This window comes from Natronomonas sp., from assembly GCF_047616845.1.
Classification (GTDB): domain Archaea; phylum Halobacteriota; class Halobacteria; order Halobacteriales; family Haloarculaceae; genus Natronomonas.
In genome coordinates, this window is record NZ_JBLGBY010000001.1 from 49,631 (window position 1) to 74,797 (window position 25,167).

Annotated in this window: 30 protein-coding genes; 15 read left to right on the forward strand and 15 right to left on the reverse strand. The window is 65.5% G+C overall.

What is annotated here, in order from left to right; genetic code table 11:
• Positions 1-195 precede the first annotated feature (195 nt).
• From ilvB to ACI8UR_RS00340, 7 genes are read left to right on the forward strand one after another with little or no spacing between them, the layout of a single operon-like run.
• On the forward strand, positions 196-1,941 hold the full coding sequence (ilvB, locus tag ACI8UR_RS00310; RefSeq protein WP_415087445.1) for a biosynthetic-type acetolactate synthase large subunit: 1,746 nt from the start codon (positions 196-198) through the stop codon (positions 1,939-1,941).
• A complete protein-coding gene (gene ilvN / locus ACI8UR_RS00315; RefSeq protein WP_411715150.1) occupies positions 1,938-2,570 on the forward strand; it encodes an acetolactate synthase small subunit in 633 nt (210 codons plus the stop codon). The genes ilvB and ilvN overlap by 4 nt, the downstream gene beginning before the upstream one ends.
• Positions 2,567-3,559, forward strand: coding sequence for a ketol-acid reductoisomerase (ilvC, locus tag ACI8UR_RS00320; protein ID WP_411715151.1), 993 nt, complete (start codon positions 2,567-2,569; stop codon positions 3,557-3,559). The genes ilvN and ilvC overlap by 4 nt, the downstream gene beginning before the upstream one ends.
• Positions 3,556-3,792 carry a hypothetical protein gene (locus ACI8UR_RS00325; protein WP_411715152.1) on the forward strand — a complete coding sequence of 79 codons (237 nt, stop codon included), beginning with the start codon at positions 3,556-3,558 and terminating at the stop codon, positions 3,790-3,792. The genes ilvC and ACI8UR_RS00325 overlap by 4 nt, the downstream gene beginning before the upstream one ends.
• Entirely contained in the window at positions 3,785-5,209 is a 1,425-nt protein-coding gene (leuC, locus tag ACI8UR_RS00330; protein ID WP_411715153.1) for a 3-isopropylmalate dehydratase large subunit, read from the forward strand. The genes ACI8UR_RS00325 and leuC overlap by 8 nt, the downstream gene beginning before the upstream one ends.
• Complete coding sequence (gene leuD / locus ACI8UR_RS00335; RefSeq protein WP_411715154.1) at positions 5,206-5,892, forward strand: 3-isopropylmalate dehydratase small subunit; 687 nt, start codon at positions 5,206-5,208, stop codon at positions 5,890-5,892. Before leuC ends, leuD begins: the two co-directional genes overlap by 4 nt.
• Positions 5,885-6,862 (forward strand): isocitrate/isopropylmalate dehydrogenase family protein, encoded by a 978-nt coding sequence (locus ACI8UR_RS00340; protein WP_411715155.1) that lies wholly within the window; start codon positions 5,885-5,887, stop codon positions 6,860-6,862. Before leuD ends, ACI8UR_RS00340 begins: the two co-directional genes overlap by 8 nt.
• On the opposite strand, the gene ACI8UR_RS00345 is transcribed toward ACI8UR_RS00340, so the two are convergent.
• The 3 genes from ACI8UR_RS00345 to ACI8UR_RS00355 form a co-directional block, all read right to left on the reverse strand.
• On the reverse strand, positions 6,863-7,327 hold the full coding sequence (locus ACI8UR_RS00345) for a DUF5799 family protein (protein ID WP_411715156.1): 465 nt from the start codon (positions 7,325-7,327) through the stop codon (positions 6,863-6,865).
• A 193-nt stretch (positions 7,328-7,520) separates the two neighbouring features.
• Positions 7,521-7,919: an OsmC family protein gene (locus ACI8UR_RS00350; RefSeq protein ID WP_411715157.1), complete on the reverse strand. Its 399-nt coding sequence runs from the start codon at positions 7,917-7,919 to the stop codon at positions 7,521-7,523.
• Between the two features lie 52 nt (positions 7,920-7,971).
• On the reverse strand, positions 7,972-8,691 hold the full coding sequence (locus ACI8UR_RS00355; RefSeq protein ID WP_411715158.1) for a metal-dependent hydrolase: 720 nt from the start codon (positions 8,689-8,691) through the stop codon (positions 7,972-7,974).
• A gap of 97 nt (positions 8,692-8,788) precedes the next feature.
• Between ACI8UR_RS00355 and ACI8UR_RS00360 the strand changes: the two genes are divergently transcribed.
• On the forward strand, positions 8,789-9,214 hold the full coding sequence (locus ACI8UR_RS00360; RefSeq protein ID WP_411715159.1) for a GNAT family N-acetyltransferase: 426 nt from the start codon (positions 8,789-8,791) through the stop codon (positions 9,212-9,214).
• On the opposite strand, the gene ACI8UR_RS00365 is transcribed toward ACI8UR_RS00360, so the two are convergent.
• On the reverse strand, positions 9,211-9,648 hold the full coding sequence (locus tag ACI8UR_RS00365; RefSeq protein ID WP_411715160.1) for a universal stress protein: 438 nt from the start codon (positions 9,646-9,648) through the stop codon (positions 9,211-9,213). The two genes, ACI8UR_RS00360 and ACI8UR_RS00365, sit on opposite strands and share 4 nt — an antisense overlap.
• Positions 9,649-9,717: 69 nt before the next feature.
• Here ACI8UR_RS00365 and ACI8UR_RS00370 point away from each other — a divergent pair, with 69 nt between their 5' ends.
• Positions 9,718-10,629: a carbamate kinase gene (locus ACI8UR_RS00370; protein ID WP_411715161.1), complete on the forward strand. Its 912-nt coding sequence runs from the start codon at positions 9,718-9,720 to the stop codon at positions 10,627-10,629.
• Here ACI8UR_RS00370 and ACI8UR_RS00375 read toward each other — a convergent pair.
• From ACI8UR_RS00375 to ACI8UR_RS00390, 4 genes are read right to left on the reverse strand one after another with little or no spacing between them, the layout of a single operon-like run.
• Positions 10,608-11,924 carry a GTPase gene (locus tag ACI8UR_RS00375; protein ID WP_411715162.1) on the reverse strand — a complete coding sequence of 439 codons (1,317 nt, stop codon included), beginning with the start codon at positions 11,922-11,924 and terminating at the stop codon, positions 10,608-10,610. The two genes, ACI8UR_RS00370 and ACI8UR_RS00375, sit on opposite strands and share 22 nt — an antisense overlap.
• Before the next feature lie 48 nt (positions 11,925-11,972).
• Positions 11,973-12,377: a DUF2267 domain-containing protein gene (locus ACI8UR_RS00380; RefSeq protein ID WP_411715163.1), complete on the reverse strand. Its 405-nt coding sequence runs from the start codon at positions 12,375-12,377 to the stop codon at positions 11,973-11,975.
• An 18-nt stretch (positions 12,378-12,395) separates the two neighbouring features.
• Positions 12,396-12,575 carry a hypothetical protein gene (locus ACI8UR_RS00385; RefSeq protein WP_411715164.1) on the reverse strand — a complete coding sequence of 60 codons (180 nt, stop codon included), beginning with the start codon at positions 12,573-12,575 and terminating at the stop codon, positions 12,396-12,398.
• Positions 12,576-12,620: 45 nt separating this feature from the next.
• A complete protein-coding gene (locus tag ACI8UR_RS00390; protein ID WP_411715165.1) occupies positions 12,621-13,583 on the reverse strand; it encodes a TIGR03557 family F420-dependent LLM class oxidoreductase in 963 nt (320 codons plus the stop codon).
• An 80-nt stretch (positions 13,584-13,663) separates the two neighbouring features.
• On the opposite strand from ACI8UR_RS00390, the gene ACI8UR_RS00395 reads away from it, so the two are divergent.
• Both ACI8UR_RS00395 and ACI8UR_RS00400 read left to right on the forward strand, forming a co-directional pair.
• The gene (locus tag ACI8UR_RS00395; protein ID WP_411715166.1) at positions 13,664-14,434 is read left to right on the forward strand and encodes a fumarylacetoacetate hydrolase family protein; all 771 of its coding nucleotides are present in this window, start codon (positions 13,664-13,666) and stop codon (positions 14,432-14,434) included.
• On the forward strand, positions 14,435-14,647 hold the full coding sequence (locus ACI8UR_RS00400; protein ID WP_411715167.1) for a hypothetical protein: 213 nt from the start codon (positions 14,435-14,437) through the stop codon (positions 14,645-14,647).
• On the opposite strand, the gene ACI8UR_RS00405 is transcribed toward ACI8UR_RS00400, so the two are convergent.
• A complete protein-coding gene (locus ACI8UR_RS00405) occupies positions 14,639-15,097 on the reverse strand; it encodes a transporter (RefSeq protein ID WP_415087446.1) in 459 nt (152 codons plus the stop codon). The genes ACI8UR_RS00400 and ACI8UR_RS00405 overlap by 9 nt on opposite strands.
• 79 nt (positions 15,098-15,176) lie before the next feature.
• Between ACI8UR_RS00405 and yqeC the strand changes: the two genes are divergently transcribed.
• The gene (yqeC, locus tag ACI8UR_RS00410) at positions 15,177-15,899 is read left to right on the forward strand and encodes a selenium cofactor biosynthesis protein YqeC (protein ID WP_411716401.1); all 723 of its coding nucleotides are present in this window, start codon (positions 15,177-15,179) and stop codon (positions 15,897-15,899) included.
• A gap of 41 nt (positions 15,900-15,940) precedes the next feature.
• Here yqeC and ACI8UR_RS00415 read toward each other — a convergent pair whose 3' ends face one another.
• The 4 genes from ACI8UR_RS00415 to ACI8UR_RS00430 are packed head-to-tail and all read right to left on the reverse strand — an operon-like array spanning position 15,941 to position 21,955.
• Positions 15,941-16,657: an SDR family NAD(P)-dependent oxidoreductase gene (locus ACI8UR_RS00415; RefSeq protein ID WP_411716402.1), complete on the reverse strand. Its 717-nt coding sequence runs from the start codon at positions 16,655-16,657 to the stop codon at positions 15,941-15,943.
• Positions 16,658-16,708: 51 nt separating this feature from the next.
• Positions 16,709-17,329, reverse strand: coding sequence for a molybdenum cofactor guanylyltransferase (locus ACI8UR_RS00420; RefSeq protein WP_411716403.1), 621 nt, complete (start codon positions 17,327-17,329; stop codon positions 16,709-16,711).
• Positions 17,322-20,456 carry a formate dehydrogenase subunit alpha gene (fdhF, locus tag ACI8UR_RS00425; protein ID WP_415087447.1) on the reverse strand — a complete coding sequence of 1,045 codons (3,135 nt, stop codon included), beginning with the start codon at positions 20,454-20,456 and terminating at the stop codon, positions 17,322-17,324. The genes ACI8UR_RS00420 and fdhF overlap by 8 nt, the downstream gene beginning before the upstream one ends.
• A complete protein-coding gene (locus ACI8UR_RS00430; protein ID WP_411716280.1) occupies positions 20,453-21,955 on the reverse strand; it encodes an NADH-ubiquinone oxidoreductase-F iron-sulfur binding region domain-containing protein in 1,503 nt (500 codons plus the stop codon). Before ACI8UR_RS00430 ends, fdhF begins: the two co-directional genes overlap by 4 nt.
• A 91-nt stretch (positions 21,956-22,046) precedes the next feature.
• Between ACI8UR_RS00430 and hisC the strand changes: the two genes are divergently transcribed.
• The 3 genes from hisC to ACI8UR_RS00445 are packed head-to-tail and all read left to right on the forward strand — an operon-like array spanning position 22,047 to position 24,243.
• Positions 22,047-23,114: a histidinol-phosphate transaminase gene (gene hisC, locus ACI8UR_RS00435; RefSeq protein WP_415087449.1), complete on the forward strand. Its 1,068-nt coding sequence runs from the start codon at positions 22,047-22,049 to the stop codon at positions 23,112-23,114.
• Positions 23,111-23,617 (forward strand): adenylate kinase family protein, encoded by a 507-nt coding sequence (locus tag ACI8UR_RS00440; protein WP_411716067.1) that lies wholly within the window; start codon positions 23,111-23,113, stop codon positions 23,615-23,617. The genes hisC and ACI8UR_RS00440 overlap by 4 nt, the downstream gene beginning before the upstream one ends.
• Positions 23,614-24,243 carry a CDP-alcohol phosphatidyltransferase family protein gene (locus ACI8UR_RS00445; protein WP_411716066.1) on the forward strand — a complete coding sequence of 210 codons (630 nt, stop codon included), beginning with the start codon at positions 23,614-23,616 and terminating at the stop codon, positions 24,241-24,243. Before ACI8UR_RS00440 ends, ACI8UR_RS00445 begins: the two co-directional genes overlap by 4 nt.
• Before the next feature lie 13 nt (positions 24,244-24,256).
• Here the strand turns inward: ACI8UR_RS00445 and ACI8UR_RS00450 are convergent, their stop codons facing one another.
• Together ACI8UR_RS00450 and ACI8UR_RS00455 are read right to left on the reverse strand one after the other, a co-directional pair.
• On the reverse strand, positions 24,257-24,640 hold the full coding sequence (locus ACI8UR_RS00450) for a thioredoxin (RefSeq protein ID WP_411716065.1): 384 nt from the start codon (positions 24,638-24,640) through the stop codon (positions 24,257-24,259).
• 57 nt (positions 24,641-24,697) lie between these two features.
• Positions 24,698-25,126: a DUF488 family protein gene (locus tag ACI8UR_RS00455; RefSeq protein WP_411716064.1), complete on the reverse strand. Its 429-nt coding sequence runs from the start codon at positions 25,124-25,126 to the stop codon at positions 24,698-24,700.
• Positions 25,127-25,167 lie beyond the last annotated feature (41 nt).

Below are 25,167 nucleotides of genomic sequence, written 5' to 3' on the forward strand. Positions count from 1 at the left end.
TGAGGGACGTGACCGCTGGCACTCGAACGCCCCCGCGTTCGCCCAGCATCGCGATTATTGTAGGGGCTGTCTAGCCCCTACACAACCGTTCTCTTCGTTGCAGTTCGCATCGCTTTCAGACAGTTTCACGGACAGAATAATGTACACACGAGACACCAATCGACGGTATCGCACACACGACGGAGGTGCGTCGGCATGAGCGACGCGCCACAACAGACGCCCCAGGAGGCCGACAGTGCCGAAGCGGGGCCCACGGACATCGAGACGGGCGCTGACGCGGTCGTTCGCGCGCTGGAAAACGCCGGCGTCGAACACCTCTTCGGCGTGCAGGGTGGGGCTATCATGCCTGTTTACGACGCCCTGTATCACTCGGATATGACGCACATCACGATGGCCCACGAGCAGGGTGCCGCCCACGCCGCCGACGCATACGGCATCGTCAGCGGCGAGCCGGGCATCTGTATGGCCACCTCCGGGCCGGGCGCGACGAACCTCGTTACCGGGCTGGCCGACTCGAACATGGATTCCGACCCCGTAGTCGCGTTGACCGGCCAGGTGCCGACGGATTTCGTCGGCAGCGACGCCTTCCAGGAGACGGACACCATCGGCGTTACGACGCCAATCACGAAGGCGAACTTCTTCGCCGACGACCCCGAATCGGTCGGCACGGACGTCGGCACGGCCTTCGCGCTGGCGAAGCGCGGCCGACAGGGCCCGACGCTCGTCGACCTCCCGAAGGACGTAACGAAGGGTGAGGCAAGCGACGACCCCGGCGCCCCCGAGACCCCCGCGACGTACCACCCGCCGGAGACGGCCGAACCCGAAGCGGTGACCGAAGCCGCCGACGTCCTCGCGGCGGCCGACAAGCCGATCATCCTCGCCGGCGGCGGCGTCATCAAAGCCGAAGCCAGCGACGAGATTCGTGCCTTCGCGAAAGAACACGAGATTCCGGTCGTCACGACGATGCCCGGCATCGGCGCGTTCCCGGAAGACCACGAACTCGCCTTGGAGATGGCTGGCATGCACGGCACCGGCTACGCCAACATGGCCATCACGATGACCGACTGCATGCTGGCGGTCGGCACCCGATTCGACGACCGCCTGACTGGCGGCGTCGAGACGTTCGCACCCGACGCGGAGATCATTCACGTCGAAATCGACCCGCCGGAGGTCTCGAAGAACGTCGAGGCCGACTACCCGCTCATCGGCGACGCGAAAGCCGTGATGGAGCAGCTGGAGACCGCGATGCCGCGGTCGCCGGCCGCCGACACCTGGCGCTCGCAGACTCAGCAGTGGAAAAAAGAGTATCCGATGGATTATGCGGCGCCGGAAGACGAGCCGGTCAAACCGCAGTACGTCGTCGAGGCTTTCGACAACGCGACGGCCGACGACGCCATCGTCACGACCGGCGTCGGCCAACACCAGATGTGGGCCTGCCAGTACTGGACGTACAAGGAGCCCCGGACGTGGGTCTCCTCACACGGCCTCGGCGCGATGGGCTACGGCGTGCCCGCCACCATCGGCGCGAAGCTGGCGGCGCCTGACAAGGACGTCGTCTGCTTTGACGGCGACGGCTCTTTCCTGATGACGTGTCAGGGCCTCTCCGTGGCAGTGCGTGAGAACCTCGACATCACCATCGTCGTGTTGAACAACGCGGCTATCGGCATGGTTCGACAGTGGCAGGACGCCTTCTTCGGCGAGCGCCACATGGCCTCGGAATACCCCTGGATTCCGGATTTCGACACGCTCGCAGAGGCGTTCGGAGCCCGCGGCTTCCGAATTGACACCTACGACGAGGTCGAAGAGGTCGTTGAGGAAGCCATCGCGTACGACGGCCCGAGCATCGTCGACGCACACATCGACCCCGGTGAGAACGTCTATCCGATGGTGCCGAGCGGCGGCGACAACGGCATGTTCGCCCTCTCGGAGGAGCAGCTATGAGCCGCAATCAGAACACCCACCGGAACGGGCTGGAAGGCCCCGAGCCGGAGGAACGGCAGCGACCTGTCGGCCGACGCAACTCTCAAGGTATCCGCGTCGACCCAGAGGTCGAGGCCGAACACGAGCCACGACGCACCATTATCTCCGCGTACGTGGCCGACGAGCCGGGCGTGCTCGCACGCGTCTCCGGGCTGTTCCACCGACGGCAGTTCAACATCGAGTCGCTGACGGTCGGCCCGACGCAGAACGAGGGCTACTCCCGTATCACCCTCGTCATCGAGGAGCCCGAACCCGGTATCGAGCAGGCAAAAAAGCAGCTGAACAAGGTGCTTCCGGTCGTCCACGTTCGGGAACTCGATCCCGACCCCGTCGCCCGCGAGCTTGTCATCCTGAAGGTCAACGGCGACGAGCCGGACAAGGTGCAGGCCATCACGGAGATGTACGACGGTGAGACGCTCGACGCCGGCCCGCGGACGATTTCGGTGCAGATCACCGGCGACGAGAGCAAGATCGACGACGCTATCGACGCCTACGAACAGTTCGGCATTCGGGAGATCGCCCGCACCGGACAGGCGGCACTGGCCCGTGGCGAAGAGGAAACCGCACGCGTTGACGAGACACACACATGAGTGCAGACATCTACTACGACGACGACGCTGACAGCACCGTACTCAACGACACGACCGTGGCCGTACTCGGCTACGGCAGCCAGGGCCACGCCCACGCACAGAACCTCGATGAATCCGGCGTGGACGTGGTTGTTGGACTCCGAGAGGAGTCGTCCTCCCGCTCGGCCGCGAAGGCCGACGGCCTCGACGTGGAGACACCGCGAAACGCCGCGGAACAGGCCGACGTCGTGAGCGTGCTGGTGCCCGACACCGTCCAGCCTACCGTTTACGAGGAAATCGAAAGCGTCCTCACGCCGGGTGATACGCTGCAGTTCGCCCACGGATTCAACATCCACTACGGCCAGATCGAGCCGAACGAGGACATCAACGTCACGATGGTCGCGCCGAAATCGCCCGGCCATCTCGTCCGCCGAAATTACGAGAACGACGAGGGCACGCCCGGCCTCCTGGCAGTGTATCAGGACGCCGCCGGCGACGCCCACGATGTCGGGTTGGCGTACGCGAAAGCCATCGGCTGCACGCGCGCCGGCGTCGTCGAGACGTCGTTCCGCGAGGAGACCGAAACCGACCTCTTCGGCGAGCAGGCCGTCCTCTGTGGCGGCGTCACCAGCCTCGTCAAGCAGGGCTACGAGACGCTCGTCGATGCGGGCTACAGCCCCGAAATGGCATATTTCGAGTGTCTGAACGAGCTGAAACTCATCGTCGACCTGATGTACGAAGGCGGGCTCGGCGAAATGTGGGACTCCGTTTCCGACACCGCCGAATACGGCGGGCTGGTTCGCGGCGACGAAGTCGTCGACGAGCACGCCCGCGAGAACATGGAGGAAGTCCTGGAGGCCGTCCAGGACGGCACGTTCGCACGCGAGTGGATCAACGAGAATCAGGCTGGCCGACCAAGCTACAAGCAGTTGCGACAAGCCGAGAAGAACCACGAGATCGAGGACGTGGGCGAAGACCTGCGTTCGCTGTTCGCGTGGGGTGAAGAATGACAGACGAAACCGACAAACAGACACTGGGAGAGATGAGCCACACCAACCCCTACACGGGGAAGGTGTTCGGCGATACACAGACGTACAGCCGCGGGACGACCATCGCCGCAGACGGCGGCGAGGCGGAGGCCGTTCCCGAGGAGACCGACACACTGGGCGAGATGAGCCATACCCCACCGAGGGACGCCAAGAGCGCCCAACGCGCCTATGACCGTGGTGTAGACGATGAGTGAGGGGACGCTGTACGACACGGTCTGGGACACCCACAAGGTGACGACGCTGCCGAACGGCCAAGACCAGCTGTTCGTCGGCCTGCATCTCATCCACGAGGTGACGAGCCCGCAGGCGTTCGGCATGCTCCGGGAGCGAGATATCGATGTCGCACGGCCCGACCTGACGCATGCGACCGTCGACCACATCGTCCCGACGGACGACCAATCGCGCCCGCTGGACAACGAGGCGGCCGAGGAGATGATGGCCGAACTCGAGGAGAACGTCCGCGATGCGGGCATCGAACTGGACGACCCGACGACGGGCGACCAGGGTATCGTTCACGTCATCGGGCCGGAGCAGGGGCTCACCCAGCCCGGCATGACCATCGTCTGTGGTGACAGCCACACCTCGACGCACGGTGCCTTCGGCGCTCTGGCGTTCGGCATCGGCACCTCACAGATTCGCGACGTGCTGGCGACCCAGACCATCGCGATGGAGAAAAAGAAGGTGCGCAAAATCGAGGTCACCGGCGAACTCGGTGACGGCGTCACCGCAAAGGACGTCATCCTGACCATCATCCGTCGGCTCGGCACCGACGGCGGCGTCGGCTACATCTACGAGTACGCCGGCGAGGCCATCGAGAGCCTCGGAATGGAGGGTCGGATGTCCATCTGTAACATGTCCATCGAGGGCGGCGCCCGTGCGGGCTACGTGAATCCCGACGAGACCACCTACGAGTGGCTGCGGGAGACGGACGCCTTCGATGACGACCCCGAGCGCTTCGAGCGGCTGAAACCGTACTGGGAGTCCATCCGCTCCGAGGACGACGCCGAGTACGACGACGTCGTCACAATTGACGGCTCGGCAATCGAGCCGGTCGTGACCTGGGGAACGACCCCTGGCCAGGGCATCGGTATCTCCGAGGAGATTCCGGCCCCCGAAGCCCTGCCCGAGGACAAACAAGACACCGCACGACGCGCCCAAGAGCACATGCGCGTCGAGCCCGGCGAGACGATGGACGGGTACGACATCGACGTCGCCTTCCTGGGTTCCTGTACGAACGCGCGGCTGCCCGACCTTCGTGCGGCCGCAGAGATCGTCGATGGCCGCCAGGTCGACGACTCCGTCCGCGCGATGGTCGTCCCCGGCAGCCAGCGCGTCAAGGCCGCCGCCGAAGCGGAGAGCCTCGACGAGGTGTTCACCGAAGCCGGCTTTGATTGGCGCGAGGCCGGCTGTTCGATGTGTCTCGGCATGAACGACGACCAACTCGAGGGCGACGAGGCGTGTGCCTCCTCCTCGAACCGGAACTTCGTCGGCCGACAGGGCTCGAAGGACGGCCGAACCGTCCTGATGAGCCCCGAGATGGTCGCTGCGGCGGCGGTCACGGGTGAAGTGACCGACGTGCGTGACCTGCCGACGGCGGAGGTGGAAGCATGACGAGCGAGGAACGGAGTTCCTCGAGTAGCCGAGCGGAGAGCGAAGCGACCCGCGAGTCCGAGGAAATCCCGAGCGTCGACTACGTCGAGGGCTCGGCCATCCCCATCCGCGGGAACGACATCGACACCGACCAGATCATCCCCGCGCGATTCATGAAGGTCGTTACGTTCGACGGCCTCGGGGAGTTCGCGTTCTTCGACCAGCGATTTGACGACGAGGACAACCCGAAAGACCACCCGTTCAACGAAGAGCAGTACCAGGACGCGTCGGTCATGGTGGTCAACTCCAACTTCGGCTGTGGCTCCTCGCGCGAGCACGCCCCGCAGGCGCTCGTCCGCTGGGGTATCGACGCCATCATCGGCGAGTCGTTCGCCGAGATCTTCGCGGGCAACTGCCTCGCACTCGGCGTCCCAACGATTACCGCCGACACGGAGACCATCCAGGAGTTGCAGGGCTACGTCGAAAAGTACCCCGATGCGGAGGTCGAAATCGACGTCGAAGCCGAGACGGTGTCCTACGACGACCGGGTCATCGAGGTCGACGTCGACGAAGCCCAACGGAAGGCACTCGTCGAAGGTATCTGGGATACGACGGCCCTGATGAAGTCCAACCGGGAGGCCATCGAAGAGACGGCGGACTCGCTGCCGTACATCGACTCCAAGACGGGCCACGCTGATGACTGAGACGATACTGGTCGTCCCGGGCGACGGCATCGGCCAGGAGGTCGTCCCCGCTGCCGTCGACGTGCTCGAAGCGGTCGCTGACTTCGAGTTCGTCGAGGCAGCGGCTGGCGACCACGTCAAGACGGAGACGGGCGAAGCGCTGCCCGAGGAGACGTATCGCCTCGCGACCGAGGCGGACGCGACGCTTTTCGGCGCGGCCGGCGAATCGGCCGCTGACGTCATCCTGCCGCTTCGTGAAGCCGTCGGCTCCTTCGCGAACGTTCGGCCGGCGCGAGCCTATCCCGGCGTCGACGCTGTTCGACCCGACACCGACCTCGTCTTCATCCGCGAGAACACCGAGGGCGTCTACTCCGGCATCGAATCGGAAATCGCCGACGGCGTCACGACGTTGACGCGTGTCATCACCGAGAAGGCCTCCCGACGTATCGCCGAATACGGCTTCGAATACGCCGAGGAGAACGGCTACGACGACGTGACGCTGGCGCACAAGGCCAACGTGATGCGAGTCACGGACGGGCAGTTCCTCGATGCGGCCCGTGCTGTCGGTGACGACCGCAGCGCCGAGTACGACGAGGCGTTGATGGACGCACTGGCGATGCATCTCGTGCTCCGGCCCGAGGAGTACGGCGTCGTCATCTGCCCGAACCTCGCTGGCGACATGCTTTCAGACCTCGCGGCGGGCCTGGTCGGCGGTCTCGGACTGTTGCCCAGCGCCAACGTCGGCGCGGAGAACGCGCTGTTCGAGCCCGTTCACGGCTCGGCACCCGACATCGCCGGCGAGGGCATCGCCAACCCCGCAGCGACGATTCTGTCGGCGGCGATGCTACTGGAGCATCTCGGCTACGACGAGGAAGCGGCGACCGTGCGAACCGCAGTCGAAGGCGTGCTCGCGGACGGCCCACGAACGCCTGACCTCGGTGGGTCGGCCTCGACGGAGGACGTCACCGCTGCGATTGTCGATCGGCTCTAACTACTCGACTTTTCGTTCCGCGGCCGCAGCAGCTCTGACTTCCCCCCAGCGGCCCTCCGCCTCCAGATGCGTCTGTAACTCCTCAGCGTAGGCGGCGACGAGCGTCTCAGCAGCTTCGAGTTTCTCCTCGTCGACGTCGGATTCGCTGCCGCCATCGCGGCCGAAGCCGAGCGCTTCGAAAACCGAGTCAAGCAAGCCACCGCCGCTGTCCTGCTGGCCTTGTGGTTGCCCCATCGGGCCCATGCTCGCGACCTTCTCGACTTCGGGCATCATCGTCGGGAGTTCGGAGGTGTCGGCGACGAGTTCGGCGGCTGTCTCGTCGTCCGGGTTCTCGATTTCGAACGTCGTCGCGGTCATGATGAGGCCCCACTCCTGCCGGGAGAACGGAGAGTTGTCGACGCGTGCGGAGAACTCGTTGTCGACGGCCATCCGGTCGCCCACGATCATGTCCTGCCAGTCGCTCATACAGTACGCACGGGACGCAGGATATTAACCCCGTTGCGAGCAGGCGGCGCTGTACTGTCCGGCGGCCGCGCAGTATCTGAACCCGGACAGCGGGTCACTGGCGCATGGGGCCGCCTGGTCGCGTCTTCGTACATAAAGAATCGGCTGGGCAAGAACCGGCAAGGACGGACGAAAACTGGAGCTTCAGGCGGCTTCAGAACGCGTCGGTTGTGACGTCGATATCGGCGTAGAGGTCTTCTTTCATCGCGGCGTGGACGTGACAGATGTCCTCGCCGAGTTCGAGGAGGTCGTCGACCTCGTCGTCATCGAGGTTGGCCTCGACGTGCATGTGGAAGCTGACGGACGTGAGGTCGTCCTCGTCGTCGAGGTCGGCCTCGGCTTCGGTTTCGACTTTGCCGAGTTCGATGTCGAGTTCGCGCTGGGCGCCGGCGCGGCACGCGAACGTGAAACAGGATGCGTAGTCGGCGACCAGCACCTCGTTGGGTGTCGGCCCTTCGGCACCCGTCGCGTCGATGCTAAGCTCAAAATCACCGGCTCGGCTCAGTGCGTGGAACTTCTCTTCGTTGACAGTGGTGGTTTCGATGTCGGCCATTACACGCGCATCCACTCACGGCTGGCATAAAAAGATAGGCTGCGGGAACCGATTACAGTTCGAACGTCTCGTCGCCGTCGAGGATGACGGCCTCGGCGGGCGCGCCGGCGGCTTTCAGTTCGCGCTCGAACTCGTCGGTGTCAAGTTCGATGGGCGGGAACGTATCGTAATGCATCGGACAGGTGTAGTCGGCGTCGATCCAGTCAGCAGCGATGGCTGCCTGTGCCGGCCCCATCGTGAAGTGGTCGCCAGCAGGCAGTGCGGCGAAGTCGGGCTCCAGGAACGGCCCGATGATGTCCCGCATCTCGACCATGAGGCTGGTGTCGCCGGCATGGTAGAACGAGGTGCAATCGGGGTCGGCCTCCTGGGTCGGCTTCTTGTCGGTGATGACGAATCCGGCCGGCATGCCGGCGGAAGCGCCGTAATCCGTCTCGATGCCGTTCGTGTGGTCGGCCCGAACCATCGTGACCCACGCGTCACCGCACTCGACGGTACCGCCGAGGTTCATGCCCATCCCGCCGACGGCATCTTCGTAGCCGAAGTTGTCCTTGGCGTAGCTGACGAGCTCCGGCACCGCGACGAGCGTCGACCCGGAGAATCGGTCTGCGTCGCCGATGTGGTCGGCGTGGCCGTGCGTCAACAGGACGTAGTCCGGATCGAGCTCTTCGGGGTCGGTATCCGTATGCGGGTTCTCGAAGAACGGGTCGATGACCAGATCGGTCTCGCCTACGCGAACGTGCCACGTCGAGTGGCCGTGCCAGGTAAGTTCCATGTCGTGAGCAGCTTCGCACGAGAGCGTCTTAAGCGTGGGTGCCGCGGCGAGGCAGTCGAACCGAGAAAGTTACCAGCGTTCCAGAGTACGTGTGACCATGGACGTTCGTCGGGTCGAAAGCGAGACGGAACTTGAGGACGCACTCACCGTCCGCAGAGCGGTGTTCATCGAAGAGCAGGGCGTCCCTGAACACCGCGAGCTGGACGGCAAAGACGAGACAGCGACCAATTTCGTCGCCTACGACGGCGACCAGCCTGTCGGTGCGGCGCGACTCCGCGAGTACGACGACGCGGCCGGGAAGGTCGAACGCGTCGCCGTGCTCGAAGCCCGCCGTGGCGAAGGACTGGGCCGCGAAATCATGGATGCGGTCGAGGCTGCCGCGAAGGCCGCCGGGTGCGAGGCCGTCGTACTCCACGCACAGGTTCCGGTCGTCGAGTTCTACGACCGCCTCGGCTACGAGGTGATGAGCGAGGAGTTCGAGGACGCTGGCATCCCCCACCGCGAGATGCGGAAATCGCTTTAGCGGACGAGCGTAACTGTCGTATCGGCTTTTCTGGACACCTCATCAGCGACGGTGCCGAGTGTCGCGTCGGTGTAGCCGCCGTGGCCGTGGCTCCCGAGGACGACGGCATCGACGTCCGCCTCGTCGACGTACGAGAGGATGATATCAGCCGGGTCGCCCTCCTCGATTTCGGTCTCCAGCGGCACCCCGGGGTCGCGCTCGCGTGCCTCCGTACAGACCTGCTTGGCCTGGTCTCGGGCAGCCTCCCACCACGCATCGCTGGCGCCGGGGTACGTCGCCGGCGCGTCCGCCGGTAACTCCTCGGGCGCGACGTAACTCGGGTCGGTCGGATCGATGACCGTCAGTGCCGTCACGTGCATCGGTTCGCTCTCGAACGCTTCATCCAGCGCCCGCATCGACGCGTCCGACCCGTCTATCGGGACGAGAACATGCATGTCTCGCGATACTCGTGATACTCACTTGATACTAGGGGCCTTTTATGCTCCGGGGATGACGTGGGACGTGTGACACGACTCGTCGTCGCAGTCGGTGGGAACGCACTCGCTGCCGACGGCACGTTCGAGGCTCAACAGCGGACGGTGGCGAAGACGGCAGCCACGCTCGCCGAGACTGAGGCCGTCACGGAGGCAGAGCTGGTCGTCACGCACGGCAACGGCCCGCAGGTCGGCTACGAACTGCTGGAGGTCGAGGCGGCCGACACGCCCGAGCGACCGCTCGACGTGCTCGTCGCGGAGACGCAAGCCTCGCTTGGGAGCCTCCTCCAGCGTTCGCTCGATGCCGACCTCGACCGTCCCGTCGCAGCGATGGTCACCCGCGCTATCGTCGACCCAGATGACCCGGCCTTCGAGACGCCGACAAAGCCCATCGGGCCGTGGTACACCGAAGCCGAGGCCGAAGCCAAGCCGTTCACGACGAAACAGGTCGGACGAGGTGAGAAGTCGTATCGACGGGTCGTCCCCTCGCCGGAGCCGACGGAGGTGCCCGAGACGGATGCCGTTTCGGCTCTGCTCGAGGCCGGACAGGCAGTCATCTGCGGCGGCGGTGGCGGCGTCCCGGTCGCCCGAACCCCGGATGGTTTCGAAGGCGTCGAGGCTGTCATCGACAAGGATTACACCTCCCACCACATCGCCGACGGCGTCGGCGCAGACCGCCTCGTCTTCTTGACCGACGTTCCCTACGCCTACCTCGGTTACGGCACGGACGACCAGCGCCCGCTGGAATCCGTGCCCCCCGAGGAGGTGCGGAGGTATCTCGATGCGGGCGAGTTCGCTGAGGGGTCGATGGCGCCGAAGATGCGGGCCTGCGCGCGATTCGCCGAATCGGGCGGTGAGGCAGTCGTCGCGAGCATCGACGACCCGGCTGCGGCGCTTTCCGGCGAGACGGGGACAGTCGTTCAGAAGAGTTCTGATTCGTAAGCGTCAAGGAAGTCGCCGAAATCCCCGTCGTGGAACTCGACGCGGTACCGCGCGCGGACGATGGGAATATCGATGTCGACGACAGCCCCGAGATCGTGTGGCGTGCCCGCGATGACATAGTCGGCGTCCATGTTCTCGATAGTCGCTTCGAGGTCGGCGATCTGTTCGTCGGAGTAGCCGACCGCTGGAAGCAGGCGGTCGAGACGTGGGTAGTTCTCCAGCGTCTCCGCGACCGTTCCGACAGCGTGTGGGCGCGGGTCGACGCGCTCGGCGTCGTAGCGTTTCGCCGCAATCGTCCCGGCGCCATAATCGGCATCGCCGTGGGTAAGCGTCGGCCCGTCCTCGACCACCAGCACCCGCGTTCCCTCGATGCGGTCGGGGCCGTCGACGGTCACGACCGAATCGGCGTGCCAGCGGTCGGCGTCCGTCAGTTCCCGGACGGTCGATTCGACCTGCTCGATGGCCTTCTTGTCAGCGCTGTTTTCCTTGTTGGAGATGACGACATCGGCCCGACGGAGGTTCGTCTCGCCGGGATGGTAGCCCGTCGTGTGGTCGGGGCGAAGCGGGTCGACCAGGACGACGTGGAGGTTCGGCTCCGCGAAGGCGAGTTCGTTGTTGCCGCCGTCCCAGACGATGACATCGGCTTCCTCCGCGGCTGCCGCGAACACGTCGGCGTAATCGACGCCTGCGAAGACGACGTGGCCGCGGTCGATGTGCTGTTCGAACTCCTCGCGTTCCTCGATGGTGACGTCTTCGAGGTCATCACGGTCGGCGAACCGCTGGACGCGACGCGTTTCGAGGTCGCCATACGGCATCGGCTCGCGGACGACGGCGACCTCGTGGCCGCGCTCGTCAAGTTCAGTGGCGACGCCGCGGGCGACCTGGGATTTGCCACAGCCGGTTCGGACGGCGTTGACCGCGAGCACGGGCACGTCGACGGACAACTGTATCGAATCGGGGCCCAGCAGTCGGAAATCAGCCCCAGCGGATTCGGCACGCGAAGCGGCTTCCATCACATGCTCGAAGGAGATGTCCGAATAGGAGAAGACGACCTGGTCGACGTCGTGGTCGTCGATGAGTTCCTCCAATCGAGCCTCGGGTTCGATGGGAATCCCGTTCGGATACCCATCACCGGCCAGCGATGCCGGATAGCGGTCGTTCGTCGTTTCGAGTTCGCCGAGGTTCTGCCCCGGCGCCTGCGTGAACGCGACCACGTTGACGTCCTCGCGGCCGCGAAACACGGTGTTGAAATCGTGGTAATCACGGCCGGCCGCACCCATGATGAGGAGACGCATCACTGGCGAGTCGTCTGGCCGGCGCAAAAAGATTGCTCCGCTGTCAGGTTACGACGTCGGCCACGGCGCCGATTCGGCGTCGACGAGCTCGAAGAGGTCGTCGTACTCGTCCGGCAATCCCTCTTCGAGATCATCGATTTCGCCCTCGGGGATGACATCGGCGAGCAGATCGACGATGGCCTGTGCGTGGAAGGCCGCGTCTGGCTCCTCCGCGTGGGCCCGTTCGGCGATACGGTCGACGAACTCGTCGTAGCCGAACCGCTGGCCGTGCTCGGCTGCGAGTACGTAGTGGTCGATCTCCATCGGCAGCGGGGCGGCGAGGTCGGTCGCTTCCCCCGCCTGTATCCGTTCGCTGATGGTGGTGAGGACGGCCCGCGTTGCGCGGACGGCCTCGCCCTGTTTGCCGAGCTCGAGTCGATGCTGTACTTCGCCGGTGAAGTCGTTGAAATCCATGATAATCCCTCCGAGTGGTTACGAGGCGGCGTCGCGAAGCACTTCGAGATCGCGATTGGTTCGTGCGAACTCCGACAGCGAATGTCGTGCCCCACAGTCCGGGCAGACGAGCGATTCATCCGGGGCCGGAAGTTCGTCCGCTGAGTTCTCCCAGTGCTTCTCACAGTCGGGACACACGAGTTCGACGAACGCCTCCATACACGTTCAACTCCGCCCGCCGACCACAAATAAGTGGTGGTCAATTTACATTTCCTCGCCAACCATTTCGATGAACGCCTGCTGGTCGGGCGACGATGAGAGGAACTCAATTTCGTCGAATCCGGCCGCCCGATGGCGGTCGATGACATCGAATACGTCGTCGATGTCGGTCGTGATGAGCCCCCACTCGTCCATCTCGGAGAGCGGCACCTCACGGCCTTGCCGTTCGATTTCGCGGGGGTCGGCGATGCCCTCGCTGAAATCGACGGCCATCGTCCCTCGCCAGAAGCCGGCCGCCTCTCGACAGGCGTCGAGGTCGTCGCCGTACGAAAGCGTGAACTGTCGGATACGCTCGATTTCGTCTGGGTTGCGGCCCTCGCGCTCGGCGCCGCGTTCCAGCGCCGGAACGAGCGTTTCTTCGTAGGTGTCGATGTCGACGAGTGTGAGGAAGCCGTCAGCGAATCGGCCCGCGATTTCGGCGGTCTGGGGGCCGTTGCCGGCGACGTACAGCGGGACGCGCTCGTCGGGAAGCGTGTAGAGCCGTGCGCTGTCGAGGTTCCAGTAGTGGCCGTCGTAGTCGTGGAAGCCGCCGTCCCACAGGCGCGTGATGATTTCACAGGCATCGTCCAGCCGCGCGTTCCGCTCGGGGAAATCAGGCCATTCGTAGCCGAGCGGGCGTTCGTTCATCGCCTCGCCGGTCGCCAGCGTGACGTGGACGCGCCCCGGGTACATCGCGCCCAGCGTGGCGAACGTCTGGGCAATGAGACCTGGGTGATACCGGCTGATGGGCGGTGTCACACCCGTTCCGAATCGTACTTCGTCGGTGCGTTCGAGCGCGGCGCCGAGCCACGGCCAGGCGGCGCCACAGTGGATCTCGGTGTGCCACCAGGGGTGGAAGTGGTCGCTCGTCCACACGGTGTCGAAGCCGGCCCTCTCGGCGGCTTCTGCGTGGTCGAGGAGGGTCGTCGGGGCATGCTGTTCGTGGGCTGTGAACAGACCGACTCGCATACGACCCGATTCGACAGCCAGCTAACAAAAGGTTGGGGCACTCCGGGAACGCTTTTGAGGTGCCCGTTCCATCAGAGCGTATGCGACAGGTACGCTTTCGTGACCCGGGCGGCGACGTTCGGAACGGCGAATGGACGGGGAAACCAGGCGCCGAGATTCGGGCGACGCCCGCCCACGGCAGCCGGATTCGGCTCGAAGACGAGCAGTTCGCCGAGGCCGACGTCGAGGTCTTGCCGCCGTGTGAACCCACGAAGATCGTCTGTGTCGGTCTGAACTACGCCGACCACGCGGCCGAGCAGGGCAAGGAGGTACCCGACCGCCCGCTTCTGTTCCTCAAGCCGCCGAACACAGTCGCGAGCCACGGCCAGACGGTCAAGTTGCTCCCCGACAAGGAGCGGTTAGATTACGAGGCTGAACTCGGCGTCGTCATCTCCGACCGCTGTCGGAACGTCGCCGCACGGAACGCGGCGGATTACGTCGCCGGATTCACCTGTGTCAACGACCTCTCGAACCGCGACGACCAGGCCGTCGAAACCAACTGGGTGCGTGGGAAGGCGTTCGACAACGCCGCCCCAATCGGCCCCGTCATCGCGACGCTGGACGAGGTGCCGAAAGACGCGGCCGTCAGGTGCCGTGTCAACGGCGACCTCCGGCAGGACTCCTCACGAGAGCAGTTCATCTTCTCGGTTCCGGAGCTCATCGAGGAGATCTCGGCGTATATGACGCTGGAACCGGGCGACGTAATCTCGACCGGAACGCCCGAGGGCGTCGGGCCACTCTCCGATGGCGACACCGTCGAAGTCGAGGTGGAGGGCGTCGGAACGCTTCGCAACGAAATCGAAATCCCCTGAATGTATTACTGGTTCCGTCCGCCCGTACATTTCTGTGAATCAGCGGACGCAGAGCGGGCGCTCTGTGGAACGAAAATCACGGGTCTCTCGCCGACGATTCGCGAAGTCTCCGAGGACGAAGACCCCCTGGAGCTGTTCGAAGACCGGGACGTGAGCGTCTGTAACAACTGCCGCCGGGTCGTCACCGCGAGAGCGAAACGGGAATCAGAGTAGCGGCGACGGCGTCCCGAGCAGCCCTGCCACGATGAGGAGGCCGACTGCGAGGACGGCCGCAGCGAGGTAGAACGGGCGAGCCTCTCGGGCCGGTTCGCGGATTTTTTCCTTATCGACGCCGCGCTGGGCTTTCGCGCTGCCGATTTCGATGACCGCGGCGAGCCCGAGCCACAGCGCCAACATCGTGAGCACGAGATACCCCTGACCGCTGCCGGTCAGTGATTCAGCCGTGTACAGCGTTCCAGCGAGATGACCGCCGGTGATGAACATCAGGAGCGCACTGATTCGCGTCACCCACTGGAGTTTCGAGACCACGCCGCCGAATGCCTTGGGTGCGATATCGCCGCTCATCGCGAGTGGGAGCACGGCGGCGACGACGAACAGCACGGAACCAACCCACAGCGACGCGAAGGCGGTGTGGATGGTGTACATCACGGTGTCTACAACCATACATCCGCTGTGACCGCCGGTCACTTATATACACGACAATCGGCAGAGCCGTTTTGTGCCGGGCCATCGACCATCACGTATGAACCTTCGTCAGGCGTTCTCCCCGGAGGGCGTGGTCGCGGTCGTCGGCGCCGGCGGGAAGAAGTCGACGCTGTACGCGCTCGCGGCCGAGCTCGACCGCGCGGTCGTGACCGCATCCGTCCGCATCCCACCCTTCGAGGGCCAAGTCGAGCGACTCGCCGTCACCGATGACCCAGCCACTGTGGTCGAAGACAACGACGCGTGGCCGCTCGGCCTCGTTCCAGGCCGCGACGGCGACCGGGAGCGGTATCTGGGCTACGACCCCGCCACCATCGACGCGCTCGCGGAAGCCATCGACGTGCCGATACTCGTCAAGGCCGACGGCGCCCGAACCCGGTGGTTCAAAGCGCCCGATGTCGATGAGCCGCAGATTCCCGACTCCGCGAGCGTTGTCGTTCCCGTCGCGAGCGTCAAAGCGGTCGGCGAACCGCTTTCGGAGGAACACGTCCACCGTCCGGAGCGAATCGCGGCACTGACCGACCGTGAAATCGGCGACGACATCCAACCCGAAGATGTCGTGACTGTCCTCACCCACGAGGACGGCGGCCTGAAGGGCGTCCCGGACGATGCCTGCATCGTCGTGCTGTTGAACATGGTCGACGACGAGGAACTCGAAGCGACGGCGCGCGGGATAGGCGGCGACCTGCTTGACTACGTGGCCATCAATCGCGTCGTTCTCGGAAGGATGGATAATGGACGCGTCGTGGACGTTCTCGAATAGCGTGCCCGCAACGTATCGAAGCCGGGCGAGCGGACGGATACTTACAAGAACTCGATGCTCTGCGTGCCGTTCGTGACGTGAACCTCGTGGGTCATCGTCTCGACGTCCTGCTCGACGAGCGACCAGTAGGAGTTGGCAATCGCGTCAGGGTCGAGGAACGATACCGGGTCGCGGTTGTCGGGAACGCCGTCAGGCGGCAGTATCTGACCGTCGATGACGACGTGGGCGACGTGGATGCCCTCGGGGCCGAGTTCTCGTGCCATCGACTGGGCCATCCCGCGGCAGGCGAACTTCGCGGCACTGAAGCCGAGCGCACCCTCCCGGCCCCGCTGTGAGGTCGTCGCGCCGGTGAAGATGATGGTACCGCCGTCGCCGGTCGCCATCTCGTCGACGACCGCCTTCGAGCAGTGCAGCGCGGCTTCCGGGCCGACGGCCAGCGCCCGGCGGAAGGTCTCGGCGTCCTGTTCGCGGACGCCCTCCCACGTCGCCGCGCTGGCGTGATTGACCAGGACGTCGACCGCTCCGAGCGATTCCCGTACCTCCTCGAACGCCGCGTCGATAGTCAGTGGGTCGGCAAGATCGGTCGGGACGGCGAGTGCCGTTCCCGGCGACTGCTCGTCGATACGTTCCGCGAGGTCGTCGAGATACGACTCCGAGCGGGCGAGCAATCCGACGGCGTATCCCTCCGCTGCGAACCGTTCGGCCAGCGACTCGCCCAGCCCCGGCCCGACGCCAGCGATGACTGCTGTTCGTGTCATGCACCGACAGACGACCGCCCTCGGTAAGAATCGTCGGGGCGCTTCGACTGGCTAGCCGTCCTCGGCGTACTGCGCTTCGGCCCAGTGGAGGTCGTCGGGCGTGTCGACGCTCTCGAAGCTGTCCAGCGAGCCGTGAGCTACGAGGTCGCTTCGCTCGACGACGACGTAATCGAGCGAGAACAGCGGTTCGATGATGCGCGTGTCCGCCTCCTGAAGCGCCTCCTCGCAGGCCTCGGCCATCGGCTCCGGCCGGTAGACGGCGTGGATCGGTTCGAACCAATCGCCCGGTCGCGGAACCGCAGCGTCGTGTCCCTCAGCCCGTTCGAAGAGATATTCGATAAGTTCGGGGTCGAGCACGGGCATGTCCGCGGCGACGACGGCCGCGTACTCGGTGTCGGCTGCTTTCAGCCCCGTGGCGATGCCGCCGACGGGGCCGCGGTCGGGTTCCTCGTCGGTGGCGAACGTGGGATCGAGTCCGTCAAGCGCCTCGGCTATCGCCACTCGCTGGTCGCTCCGGCAGTTGACGACGAGTTCGTCGGTCACTTCGAGCAGGCGGTCGGCAGCACGTCTGATGAGCGGCGTACCGGCGACGTCGACCACGGTTTTGTCGCGGTCGCCCATCCGCGTCGACCGGCCGCCGCCGACGACAACACCTGTCTTCTGTTCAGTCATCAGTTGCGACGCTCACTCCACCGGCACCGTCGAGCGGATGCACCCTGACGCTTGCGACTTTGTACTCGGGGATGCCGCTCGTCGGGTCGTACTCCTCGCCAGTAAGGGCGTTCGCCGGGCCGTCGACGAAGTGCATCGGGACGAAGACGACGCCCTCGCCGGGGCGTTCGGTCACCTGGGAGCGCACGTCGATGCTCCCGCGACGGGACTGGACGCAGACGGTCTGGCCGTCGGTGATGCCCAGTTCCGCGGCCGTTCGCGGATGGATTTCGACGAAGCTCTCGCCGACGTGGTCGGTCAACGCGTCGACCCGGCGGGTGAGCGTGCCCGTATGGAAGTGATACAGCACGCGCCCGGTCGTGAGCGTGAGCGGATACTCCTCGTCCGGCAGCTCGCCGGGTTCGCCCATGTCGGCGGGGACGAACCGCGCTTTGCCGTCCTCGAAGTTGAAGCCGTCCTCGTAGAGGAACTTCGTCCCCGGATGGTCGTCGTCGGGACAGGGCCACTGGAGGCCGCCCTCCCGTTCGAGACGGTCGTGGCTGATGCCGCCGTAGATGGGTGCGACCTGCGCGATTTCGTCCATGATTTCGGCAGGGGTTTCGTAATCCCAGTCGGCGCCCATCCGGGTCGCAAGCGACTGGACGATCTCCCAGTCCGGGCGGGCCCGACCGGGCGGGTCGATGGCCGGCGAGACGAGCTGTACCCGGCGTTCCGTGTTCGTGAACGTCCCGGATTTCTCGGCGAAGGATGCTGCCGGGAGGATCACGTCGGCGTGTTCGGTCGTCTCCGTCGGGAAGATGTCTGCGACAGCGAGGAAGTCTAACTCCGCGAGGGCCTCCTCCGCGTGGGCGATGTCCGGCTCGGACAGGGCGGGGTTTTCGCCCATCACGAACAGGCCTCGGACGGCGCCGTCGTGGATGGCCTCGAACACCTCCGTGACCTGCAGGCCGACCTCTTCGGGCGGGCGTGTGCCCCACACGTCCTCGTATCGGTCGACGACCTCGGGGTCGGTCACGTCGCCGTATCCGGGCAGTTTGTTCGGAAGCGTGCCCATATCGCCGCCGCCACCCTGGACGTTGTTGTGGCCGCGGAACGGCGAGAGGCCGGCGTTCGGCTTGCCGACGTTGCCCGTGAGCAGCGCGAGGTTCGCCATCGCCAACACGTTGTTCGTGCCGTGGCTGTGCTGGGTGAGGCCCATCGCCCACCCGAAGACGCAGGAATCGGCTTCAGCAATGGTCTCTGCGGCCTCTTTCAGCGCTTCGGGCGGAATGCCTGCGAGGCGCTCGACCTCCTCGGGTGTGAACGGCTCCACTTTCTCCCGAAGCGCCTCGAAATGGTGGACGTTCTCGTCGACGAACGCCTCGTCGTAGAGGTCTTCCTCGATGATGTAGCGGGCCATGCCGTTCAGCCAGGCCACGTCGAAGCCGGGCTTCGAGCGGAGATACTGGTCTGCGTGCTCTGCGATGCCGACCTCGCGTGGGTCGATGACGACGAGGTCGGCGCCGTCCCGAACGTTCCGCTTGACCTTCGTCGCGAGGACGGGATGGGATTCGGTCGTGTTCGTCCCCGAGAACAGATAGCAGTCGGCGTTGGCGACGTCGTCGATGCTGTTGGACATCGCGCCGTAGCCGACGGTCTGCAGCAGCGCCGCGACGGTCGAGGAGTGGCATAGGCGCGCGCAGTTGTCGACGTTCGGCGTGTCGAGGACGGTGCGGGCGAACTTCTGAAGCAGGTAATCGTCCTCGTTCGTGCATTTCGAGGAGGCGAACGCAGCGACGGAGTCCGGGCCGTCCTCACGTCGAATTTCGCCCAGCTCCTCGGCGATTCGGCCGAGGGCTTCGTCCCACGAGGCCTCGCGAAGTTCGCCGTCCTCGCGTATCTGCGGCTTCTCCAGTCGGTCGTCGCTGCCGGTGAAGTCGTAGCCGAATTTCCCTTTCACGCACGTCGAGAAGTCGTTTGCGGGGGCGGCGTCTGGGTCGGTCGCGCGGACGCCGAGAATCTCGTCATCCTTCGAGTGGACGTCGAACCGACAGCCCACGGCACAGTAGCCGCAGGTGGTTTCGGTCGCGTCGATGCTCCGCATTCTGGCGTCGGCGACCCGCTTTGCAATGCCGAAGAGGATGCCCTCGGAGAAGACACCCGCAGCGATGTCCTCGGCGGCGTGTTCGCCGGCTTTCACCGCCTGCTCGCCGAGCCGTTTCGCGCTCCCTTTTGCCCGTTTCATGAAGCCCGCAACGCCGGGTTCGGGCTCCGCCGGTGGTTCCGGCTCCTCCCGTTCCAGCACCTCGCCGACGGAGTTTCGCTGGGTGAATCCGGGGAACGGCAGCGTCGTCGCGTCGACCAGCCCCTCCTCGACGAGGCTGCCGGTCGGACACACCGTCGCGCAGTGTCCGCAGGTGACGCAGGTCGAATCGGCCATCGTCTCCGCGCCCGTCTGGAAGCCGATTCGGGTGTCTTCGCCAGTGCCCTCGACCCGGAGGACGCCCTCCACCTGGACATCGTTGCAGGCCTCGACGCACCGATTACAGAGGATGCATTTGTTGCGGTCGATGTTGATTGGCGAGGATGCATCGAGCGCTTCGTACTCGCTGCGCTCGTCGAAGACGCCGTAGCGTGGATGGGTCACGTCGGCCTCGATGGAGGCGTCCTGCAGTTCACAGCGACCGTTCTTCCCGCAGGTCGTACATCGGAGATTGTGGTTCGACAACACGAGGTCGAGATTGACGCTCCGGGCCTCGGCAGCATCGGGAGCATCGGTTCGCACCGAGAGGCCATCGACCGCGGGCGTTGAGCAGGCGGCGACGAGCCCCTCGCGGTCGGTCTCGACCATGCAAGTGCGGCACGTCGACCGCGGGCCGATTTCCTCGCCGGCCTCGGTATCGCGGCCGTAGTGACACAACGCCGGCACCTCGCTGCCTGCGGCCTCGACCGCATCAAGCAACGTTCCACCGGGCGGAACGGCGACAGTTTCGCCGTCGACGGTCAGCGTCGTTGGCTCCTCACCAACCCCATCTCTGGGCGGGTCGTTCGCCGTCCCGGTTCGGAAGTCCTCCGTCAGCGGCGTCGAGGGGCGAGGGTCATCGATTTCCGGAATACCGGGCGTCGGCTCGGAGTCGTCGGTGCTCATTGGAGCCCTCCACAGGCGCCGGCCGGACATTCGCCGTTGGCGTGTGCGCGAAACTCACCCTCGAAGGCGTCGAGTGCGGTTCTGACGGGGCGGGCGGCCGCCTCGCCGAACGCACAGAGACTCGACGTCCGCATGACGCGGCTCAACTCCCGAAGGCCACCGTCATCGAACTCGCCGTCGTAGACGTCTCTGAGCGCTTCGTGGAGCTGTTTCGACCCTTCTCGACAGGGCACACAGCGGCCGCAGTTCTCCTCGCGAGCGAAGGCTGCCCGTTCGCCGACGGCCGCGACGACGCAGTGGTTCGGCCCGAATACCTCAACGATGCCCGCCGTTCCGAGGCCGGCCGCCTCCAGAGCGGGGCCCGCGGCGGGAACGTCGAGCGAGTCGGTCAGGCCGCCGAACCGCCCGCCGACGATAAATCTGGCGTCCGCCATCGTCCATGCGTCTCGGCTGCTGGCTGCCACCTCGACCGCCGAGAGTGCCTGCCCGAGCGACATCTCTGTCGGCAGTTCGACGGTCGCCGGTGCGACCACGTCGCCCCCGACGCTGACGACCCGTGTTCCGGGGTCTGCGGCGTCCGTATCGAAGGCGTCGGGATTCCGCCAGAGTTCCGCCAACTGCAGCAGCGTTCGGGGCGTGTGTACGAGCGTCGGCCGGCCGTACAGCCCCCACTCTTCGGGGCCGGGCGGTCGCCGGCGCGCCTCGACGCGGTCGTTGCCCTCCAGTGCCTCAAGCGCCATCGTCGGCTCGCCGAGTCGGAAATTCGCGTCGGCCGTCGCGACTTGCCAGCCATCGACCTCGCGGACGCGGTCGACGACGAGGTCGTCCTCACTTGGCGCGAACACGACGATGTCCTCGGCGCCAACGATAGCCGCGACCGCCTCGGCAGCGTCTTGGAGTCGCCCCGTCGCGGCCGCACAGAGCACTCTGTCCGCGTTCGCCTCTGGGTCAGCATCGTTCGCGTTGACGACGAGTACGGGGTCACCGTCGGCGTTTCGTGCGCGCTGCCATACCGCTGTGAGCGGCTCATCAGCCGCGATATCAGCCCGACCGCGACCACGGAGCCCAACACGCTCGACGGTCGAGACGGCGTTCTCGGGAGCATCGGCTACCTCGGCTGCGACGGGTGACGGCACGTCTGTCGGCTCACGCCACCCGCAGCCACGCAGGACGCGACGCTTGCCGACTGCAAGCGGGCCGTCATCGGGTTGCGGGGGCTGTTCGCCGTCCGAAACTACCGTCGCGTCCTCGGTCGGGAGTCGGCCGGCCTCGCAGGCATCGAGGAGCCGTTCGACGCTCGATTCGGTGACGCCGGCGTGCAGCGCCGTCCGGCCATTGACGGTGACGTAGACGTATGGCCCGCCGGGGGCACCCGTCGGCCCGGCTTCGACGATTCGTGTCTGGTTCCCTGCCAGCGCGGTCGCCCGATCGAGAACGCGGGCCGAACGACCGTCACCGACGGCCACCCGAACCGTCGGCGCGTCGGGTGATTCTGTCATCTCGTGAACGGTAGGACGATGTCGTGAAAAGCGTTACCACACAGCAGGAAAGATGGACGCCTACTTATGCCGCGCGGCACAGTATTTCCGTATGGAACCACGGGACCTGTCGGCGCACGTCGCCTACGAGGCCGGCCGGGGTGTCGAGGAGGTCGCACGTGACCTCGGTCTCGACCCCGAGTCCCTCGTGAAGCTCTCCTCCAACGAGAACGCGTACGGGCCCTCGCCGAAGGCGGCCGATGCCATCCGCGAGTACGCCTCGCGGGTGCACACGTATCCGAAATCCTCCGCAGCCGACCTCCGCGAGCGACTCGCCGACCGGTGGGCCGTCACGCCCGAACAGATCTGGCCCGCAAACGGCGGCGACGGCGCGCTCGATTACCTCGCCCGCGCGATGCTCGACCCGGGCGACAGCGTCCTCGTCCCGAACCCTGGCTTTGCGTACTATGGTATGAGCGCCCGCTATCACCACGGGACGGTCAACGAATACCCAGTTCGCCGCGAGAACGATTTCGCACAAAACCCCGATACCGTGCTGCCGCATTACAACGGCGAGCGCATCATCTATCTCACGAGTCCCCACAACCCCTCGGGCAGTGAGGTGTCTTTGTCCGATATCGAGGCAATCGCCGACGGAACCGACGACGAGACGCTCATCGTCGTCGACGAGGCCTACGGCGAATTCTCCCAATCACCGACCACCACAGCACTCGTCGAGGAGCGCGATGACGTCGCCGTGCTCCGGACGTTCTCGAAGGCCTACGGCCTGGCCGGCGTTCGACTCGGCTACGCCATCGTGCCCGACGAGTGGGCCGACGCCTACGCCCGCGTCAACACGCCGTTCGCGGCCTCCGAGATAGCTTGCCGTGCCGGCCTCGCCGCGCTCGAAGACGACGACCACGTCGAACAGACCGTCGAGGGCGTCCACTGGGCGCGGGAGTATTACCACGACAATCTCGACTGCCGCACCTACGAGAGCGCGGGCAACTTCGTGCTCTGTCATGTCGGTGACGGAAGCGCCGTCGCGGATGCGGCCCAGCGTGAGGGCGTCATCGTTCGCGATACCTCCTCGTTCGGGCTGCCCGAGTGTATCCGCGTGACCTGCGGCACCCGCGAGGAGACGGAACGCGCCGTGGAGGTGTTGAACGACGTCATATGAGGGTCGCAATCACTGGCACCCCCGGCACGGGCAAGACGACCGCGACCGAACACGTCGAGACCGACCTCGATGTGCTTCACCTCAACGACCTCATCCGCGATGAGGGGCTTGCCGAGGGCGAAGACCCCGAACGAGGCAGCCTGATTGCGGATATCGAGGCCGTCACAGAGCGCCTCGAAGACCGTGACGACGTTCTCATCGAGTCGCATCTGGCACACCATCTCGATGCCGACCGCGTCATCGTGTTGCGGTGTGACCCACGACAGCTCCGCGAGCGCCTGCTCGAACGCGGTGAAGGCGGCGCGAAGGCAGCCGAAAACGCGGAGGCCGAAGCCCTCGATGTCGTCCTCTCGGAGGCCGTCAGCGAGCACGGCGTCGACAACGTGTATGAAATCGAGACGACTGACCGCACGCCGGAGGATGTCGCCGAAGAGATCGAGGCGGTCATCGCCGGCGACCGCGAGCCCTCGGCTGGTGAGGTGGATTTCCTCGATTTCCTATGACGCTCGATAAACTCCGCCCGGTCGCCGACCGCGCGCTCGCCCCGTTCGTCCGCGCTGCCGACCGCGTCGGCCTCACGCCCGACGGCATCAGCATCGTCGCGTTTGGCTTCGCCGCCCTCGCTGCCGGGGCCTACACCCTCGGGGGCGCGGCCGTAGCGGGTGTTGGCCCGCGACAGGAACTGTACCTCCTCGGTGCTGTCTTCGTCTTCGTAAACGGCTGGCTGGACTTGCTCGACGGTGCGCTCGCACGACTCCAGGGGACGGACTCGATGGCCGGCGACCTGCTTGACCACGTCCTCGACCGCTATGCCGACATCGTCATCATCGCGGGCCTCGCCGCCGGCACCACCGAGTACCTCCTCGGATTCCTCGCCGTCACAGGTGTCGTGATGACGTCGTATCTCGGGACGCAGGCACAGGCTGTCGGCCTCGAACGGGTGTACGGTGGCCTGGTCGGTCGTGCCGACCGCCTCGCTATCATCGGCGCCACGACCGTCGCGACGGCCGTGTATCCGTCCGAACTGTACGGACTGACGCTCGTCGGCTGGCTTCTGGTCTTTCTGGCCGTCGTCGGCCACCTCACCGCTCTCCAGCGGTTCTACTACTCGATGGCGGCGCTGGATTGAGAGAAAAGCGTCGTCAGTCGAGCCGCGTTTCGAGTTGCTCCGCGAGATAGACGATGATGGGGACATCTTCGTCCTCGACGAACCGGGCCAGTTCCTCACCGCTGTCCGCGTCCTCGACGACCACGGTCGGGATGAGTTCGATGTCGTACGCCTCAACGTTGGGGCCGACCTTCGAGCCATCGTCTTCCTTTTCCACGGGGTAGTGTTCGACGGTCTCGACGCCAGCAACATCGAGCGCCGCGCCGAAATCTGGCAGCTGTGAGCGGCAGTCCTTACACCAGTCGCCGCCCCACACCTTCACCACGATATCGTCAGCGAGTGCTTCGAACACGGCGACGGCGTCCTCGTAAGAATCCGAATCCCAGACGGGGTTGGGCCGCATCGTTTCCAGTTCCATACCTACGGATTGCTCGCACGACTCTTAAGGAACGCGCTCCGGGCAGGTACCGACGGCTCAGAGTTCCTCGCGGATGGTCTCCTCGATGATGTGTCGATGACACCGCTTGTCGTCGCCCTCGAAGCAGACCAAAGCGATGTCCTCACCGTCTCGAACCCGCTCACGGAGGTCGTTCAGGGCGGCACGGGCAGTATCGTCGCTGTCCAGATACTCTCGGTAACGTCCCTCGAAATCCGTCTCCTCCCAGGCGGCGTTGTGCGCGCCGGTGTCGCACATGCCCGCCATCGCCAGGTCGTCACGCCGCGTCTCGACCTCCTCAAGCAGCAACTCCGGTGGCCCGAGTTCTTGGACGTTCTCCGCGATGACGCCGTGGAACCACCCTGTCGGTTTCCGAACCACACCGACCGGCGTGGCGCCGTCGAGTTTCACGAGGTCGTGCTGGATCGCGGCCACGTAGGTCTCGGAAACGGTGCCTGGTTCGGCCATGTTGCAGGCTAGCACAGCAGCGAGCAAAAGCCTGTCTGTCA

What these genes read in the sequence shown, in the direction of transcription:
- ilvB (WP_415087445.1), top strand. Translation starts at nt 196, where the DNA reads ATGAGCGACGCGCCACAACAGACGCCCCAGGAGGCCGACAGTGCCGAA.
- ilvN (WP_411715150.1), top strand. Translation starts at nt 1,938, where the DNA reads ATGAGCCGCAATCAGAACACCCACCGGAACGGGCTGGAAGGCCCCGAG.
- ilvC (WP_411715151.1), top strand. Translation starts at nt 2,567, where the DNA reads ATGAGTGCAGACATCTACTACGACGACGACGCTGACAGCACCGTACTC.
- ACI8UR_RS00325 (WP_411715152.1), top strand. Translation starts at nt 3,556, where the DNA reads ATGACAGACGAAACCGACAAACAGACACTGGGAGAGATGAGCCACACC.
- leuC (WP_411715153.1), top strand. Translation starts at nt 3,785, where the DNA reads ATGAGTGAGGGGACGCTGTACGACACGGTCTGGGACACCCACAAGGTG.
- leuD (WP_411715154.1), top strand. Translation starts at nt 5,206, where the DNA reads ATGACGAGCGAGGAACGGAGTTCCTCGAGTAGCCGAGCGGAGAGCGAA.
- ACI8UR_RS00340 (WP_411715155.1), top strand. Translation starts at nt 5,885, where the DNA reads ATGACTGAGACGATACTGGTCGTCCCGGGCGACGGCATCGGCCAGGAG.
- ACI8UR_RS00345 (WP_411715156.1), bottom strand. Translation starts at nt 7,327, where the DNA reads ATGAGCGACTGGCAGGACATGATCGTGGGCGACCGGATGGCCGTCGAC.
- ACI8UR_RS00350 (WP_411715157.1), bottom strand. Translation starts at nt 7,919, where the DNA reads ATGGCCGACATCGAAACCACCACTGTCAACGAAGAGAAGTTCCACGCA.
- ACI8UR_RS00355 (WP_411715158.1), bottom strand. Translation starts at nt 8,691, where the DNA reads ATGGAACTTACCTGGCACGGCCACTCGACGTGGCACGTTCGCGTAGGC.
- ACI8UR_RS00360 (WP_411715159.1), top strand. Translation starts at nt 8,789, where the DNA reads ATGGACGTTCGTCGGGTCGAAAGCGAGACGGAACTTGAGGACGCACTC.
- ACI8UR_RS00365 (WP_411715160.1), bottom strand. Translation starts at nt 9,648, where the DNA reads ATGCATGTTCTCGTCCCGATAGACGGGTCGGACGCGTCGATGCGGGCG.
- ACI8UR_RS00375 (WP_411715162.1), bottom strand. Translation starts at nt 11,924, where the DNA reads ATGCGTCTCCTCATCATGGGTGCGGCCGGCCGTGATTACCACGATTTC.
- ACI8UR_RS00380 (WP_411715163.1), bottom strand. Translation starts at nt 12,377, where the DNA reads ATGGATTTCAACGACTTCACCGGCGAAGTACAGCATCGACTCGAGCTC.
- ACI8UR_RS00385 (WP_411715164.1), bottom strand. Translation starts at nt 12,575, where the DNA reads ATGGAGGCGTTCGTCGAACTCGTGTGTCCCGACTGTGAGAAGCACTGG.
- ACI8UR_RS00390 (WP_411715165.1), bottom strand. Translation starts at nt 13,583, where the DNA reads ATGCGAGTCGGTCTGTTCACAGCCCACGAACAGCATGCCCCGACGACC.
- ACI8UR_RS00395 (WP_411715166.1), top strand. Translation starts at nt 13,664, where the DNA reads ATGCGACAGGTACGCTTTCGTGACCCGGGCGGCGACGTTCGGAACGGC.
- ACI8UR_RS00400 (WP_411715167.1), top strand. Translation starts at nt 14,435, where the DNA reads ATGTATTACTGGTTCCGTCCGCCCGTACATTTCTGTGAATCAGCGGAC.
- ACI8UR_RS00405 (WP_415087446.1), bottom strand. Translation starts at nt 15,097, where the DNA reads ATGGTTGTAGACACCGTGATGTACACCATCCACACCGCCTTCGCGTCG.
- yqeC (WP_411716401.1), top strand. Translation starts at nt 15,177, where the DNA reads ATGAACCTTCGTCAGGCGTTCTCCCCGGAGGGCGTGGTCGCGGTCGTC.
- ACI8UR_RS00415 (WP_411716402.1), bottom strand. Translation starts at nt 16,657, where the DNA reads ATGACACGAACAGCAGTCATCGCTGGCGTCGGGCCGGGGCTGGGCGAG.
- ACI8UR_RS00420 (WP_411716403.1), bottom strand. Translation starts at nt 17,329, where the DNA reads ATGACTGAACAGAAGACAGGTGTTGTCGTCGGCGGCGGCCGGTCGACG.
- fdhF (WP_415087447.1), bottom strand. Translation starts at nt 20,456, where the DNA reads ATGAGCACCGACGACTCCGAGCCGACGCCCGGTATTCCGGAAATCGAT.
- ACI8UR_RS00430 (WP_411716280.1), bottom strand. Translation starts at nt 21,955, where the DNA reads ATGACAGAATCACCCGACGCGCCGACGGTTCGGGTGGCCGTCGGTGAC.
- hisC (WP_415087449.1), top strand. Translation starts at nt 22,047, where the DNA reads ATGGAACCACGGGACCTGTCGGCGCACGTCGCCTACGAGGCCGGCCGG.
- ACI8UR_RS00440 (WP_411716067.1), top strand. Translation starts at nt 23,111, where the DNA reads ATGAGGGTCGCAATCACTGGCACCCCCGGCACGGGCAAGACGACCGCG.
- ACI8UR_RS00445 (WP_411716066.1), top strand. Translation starts at nt 23,614, where the DNA reads ATGACGCTCGATAAACTCCGCCCGGTCGCCGACCGCGCGCTCGCCCCG.
- ACI8UR_RS00450 (WP_411716065.1), bottom strand. Translation starts at nt 24,640, where the DNA reads ATGGAACTGGAAACGATGCGGCCCAACCCCGTCTGGGATTCGGATTCT.
- ACI8UR_RS00455 (WP_411716064.1), bottom strand. Translation starts at nt 25,126, where the DNA reads ATGGCCGAACCAGGCACCGTTTCCGAGACCTACGTGGCCGCGATCCAG.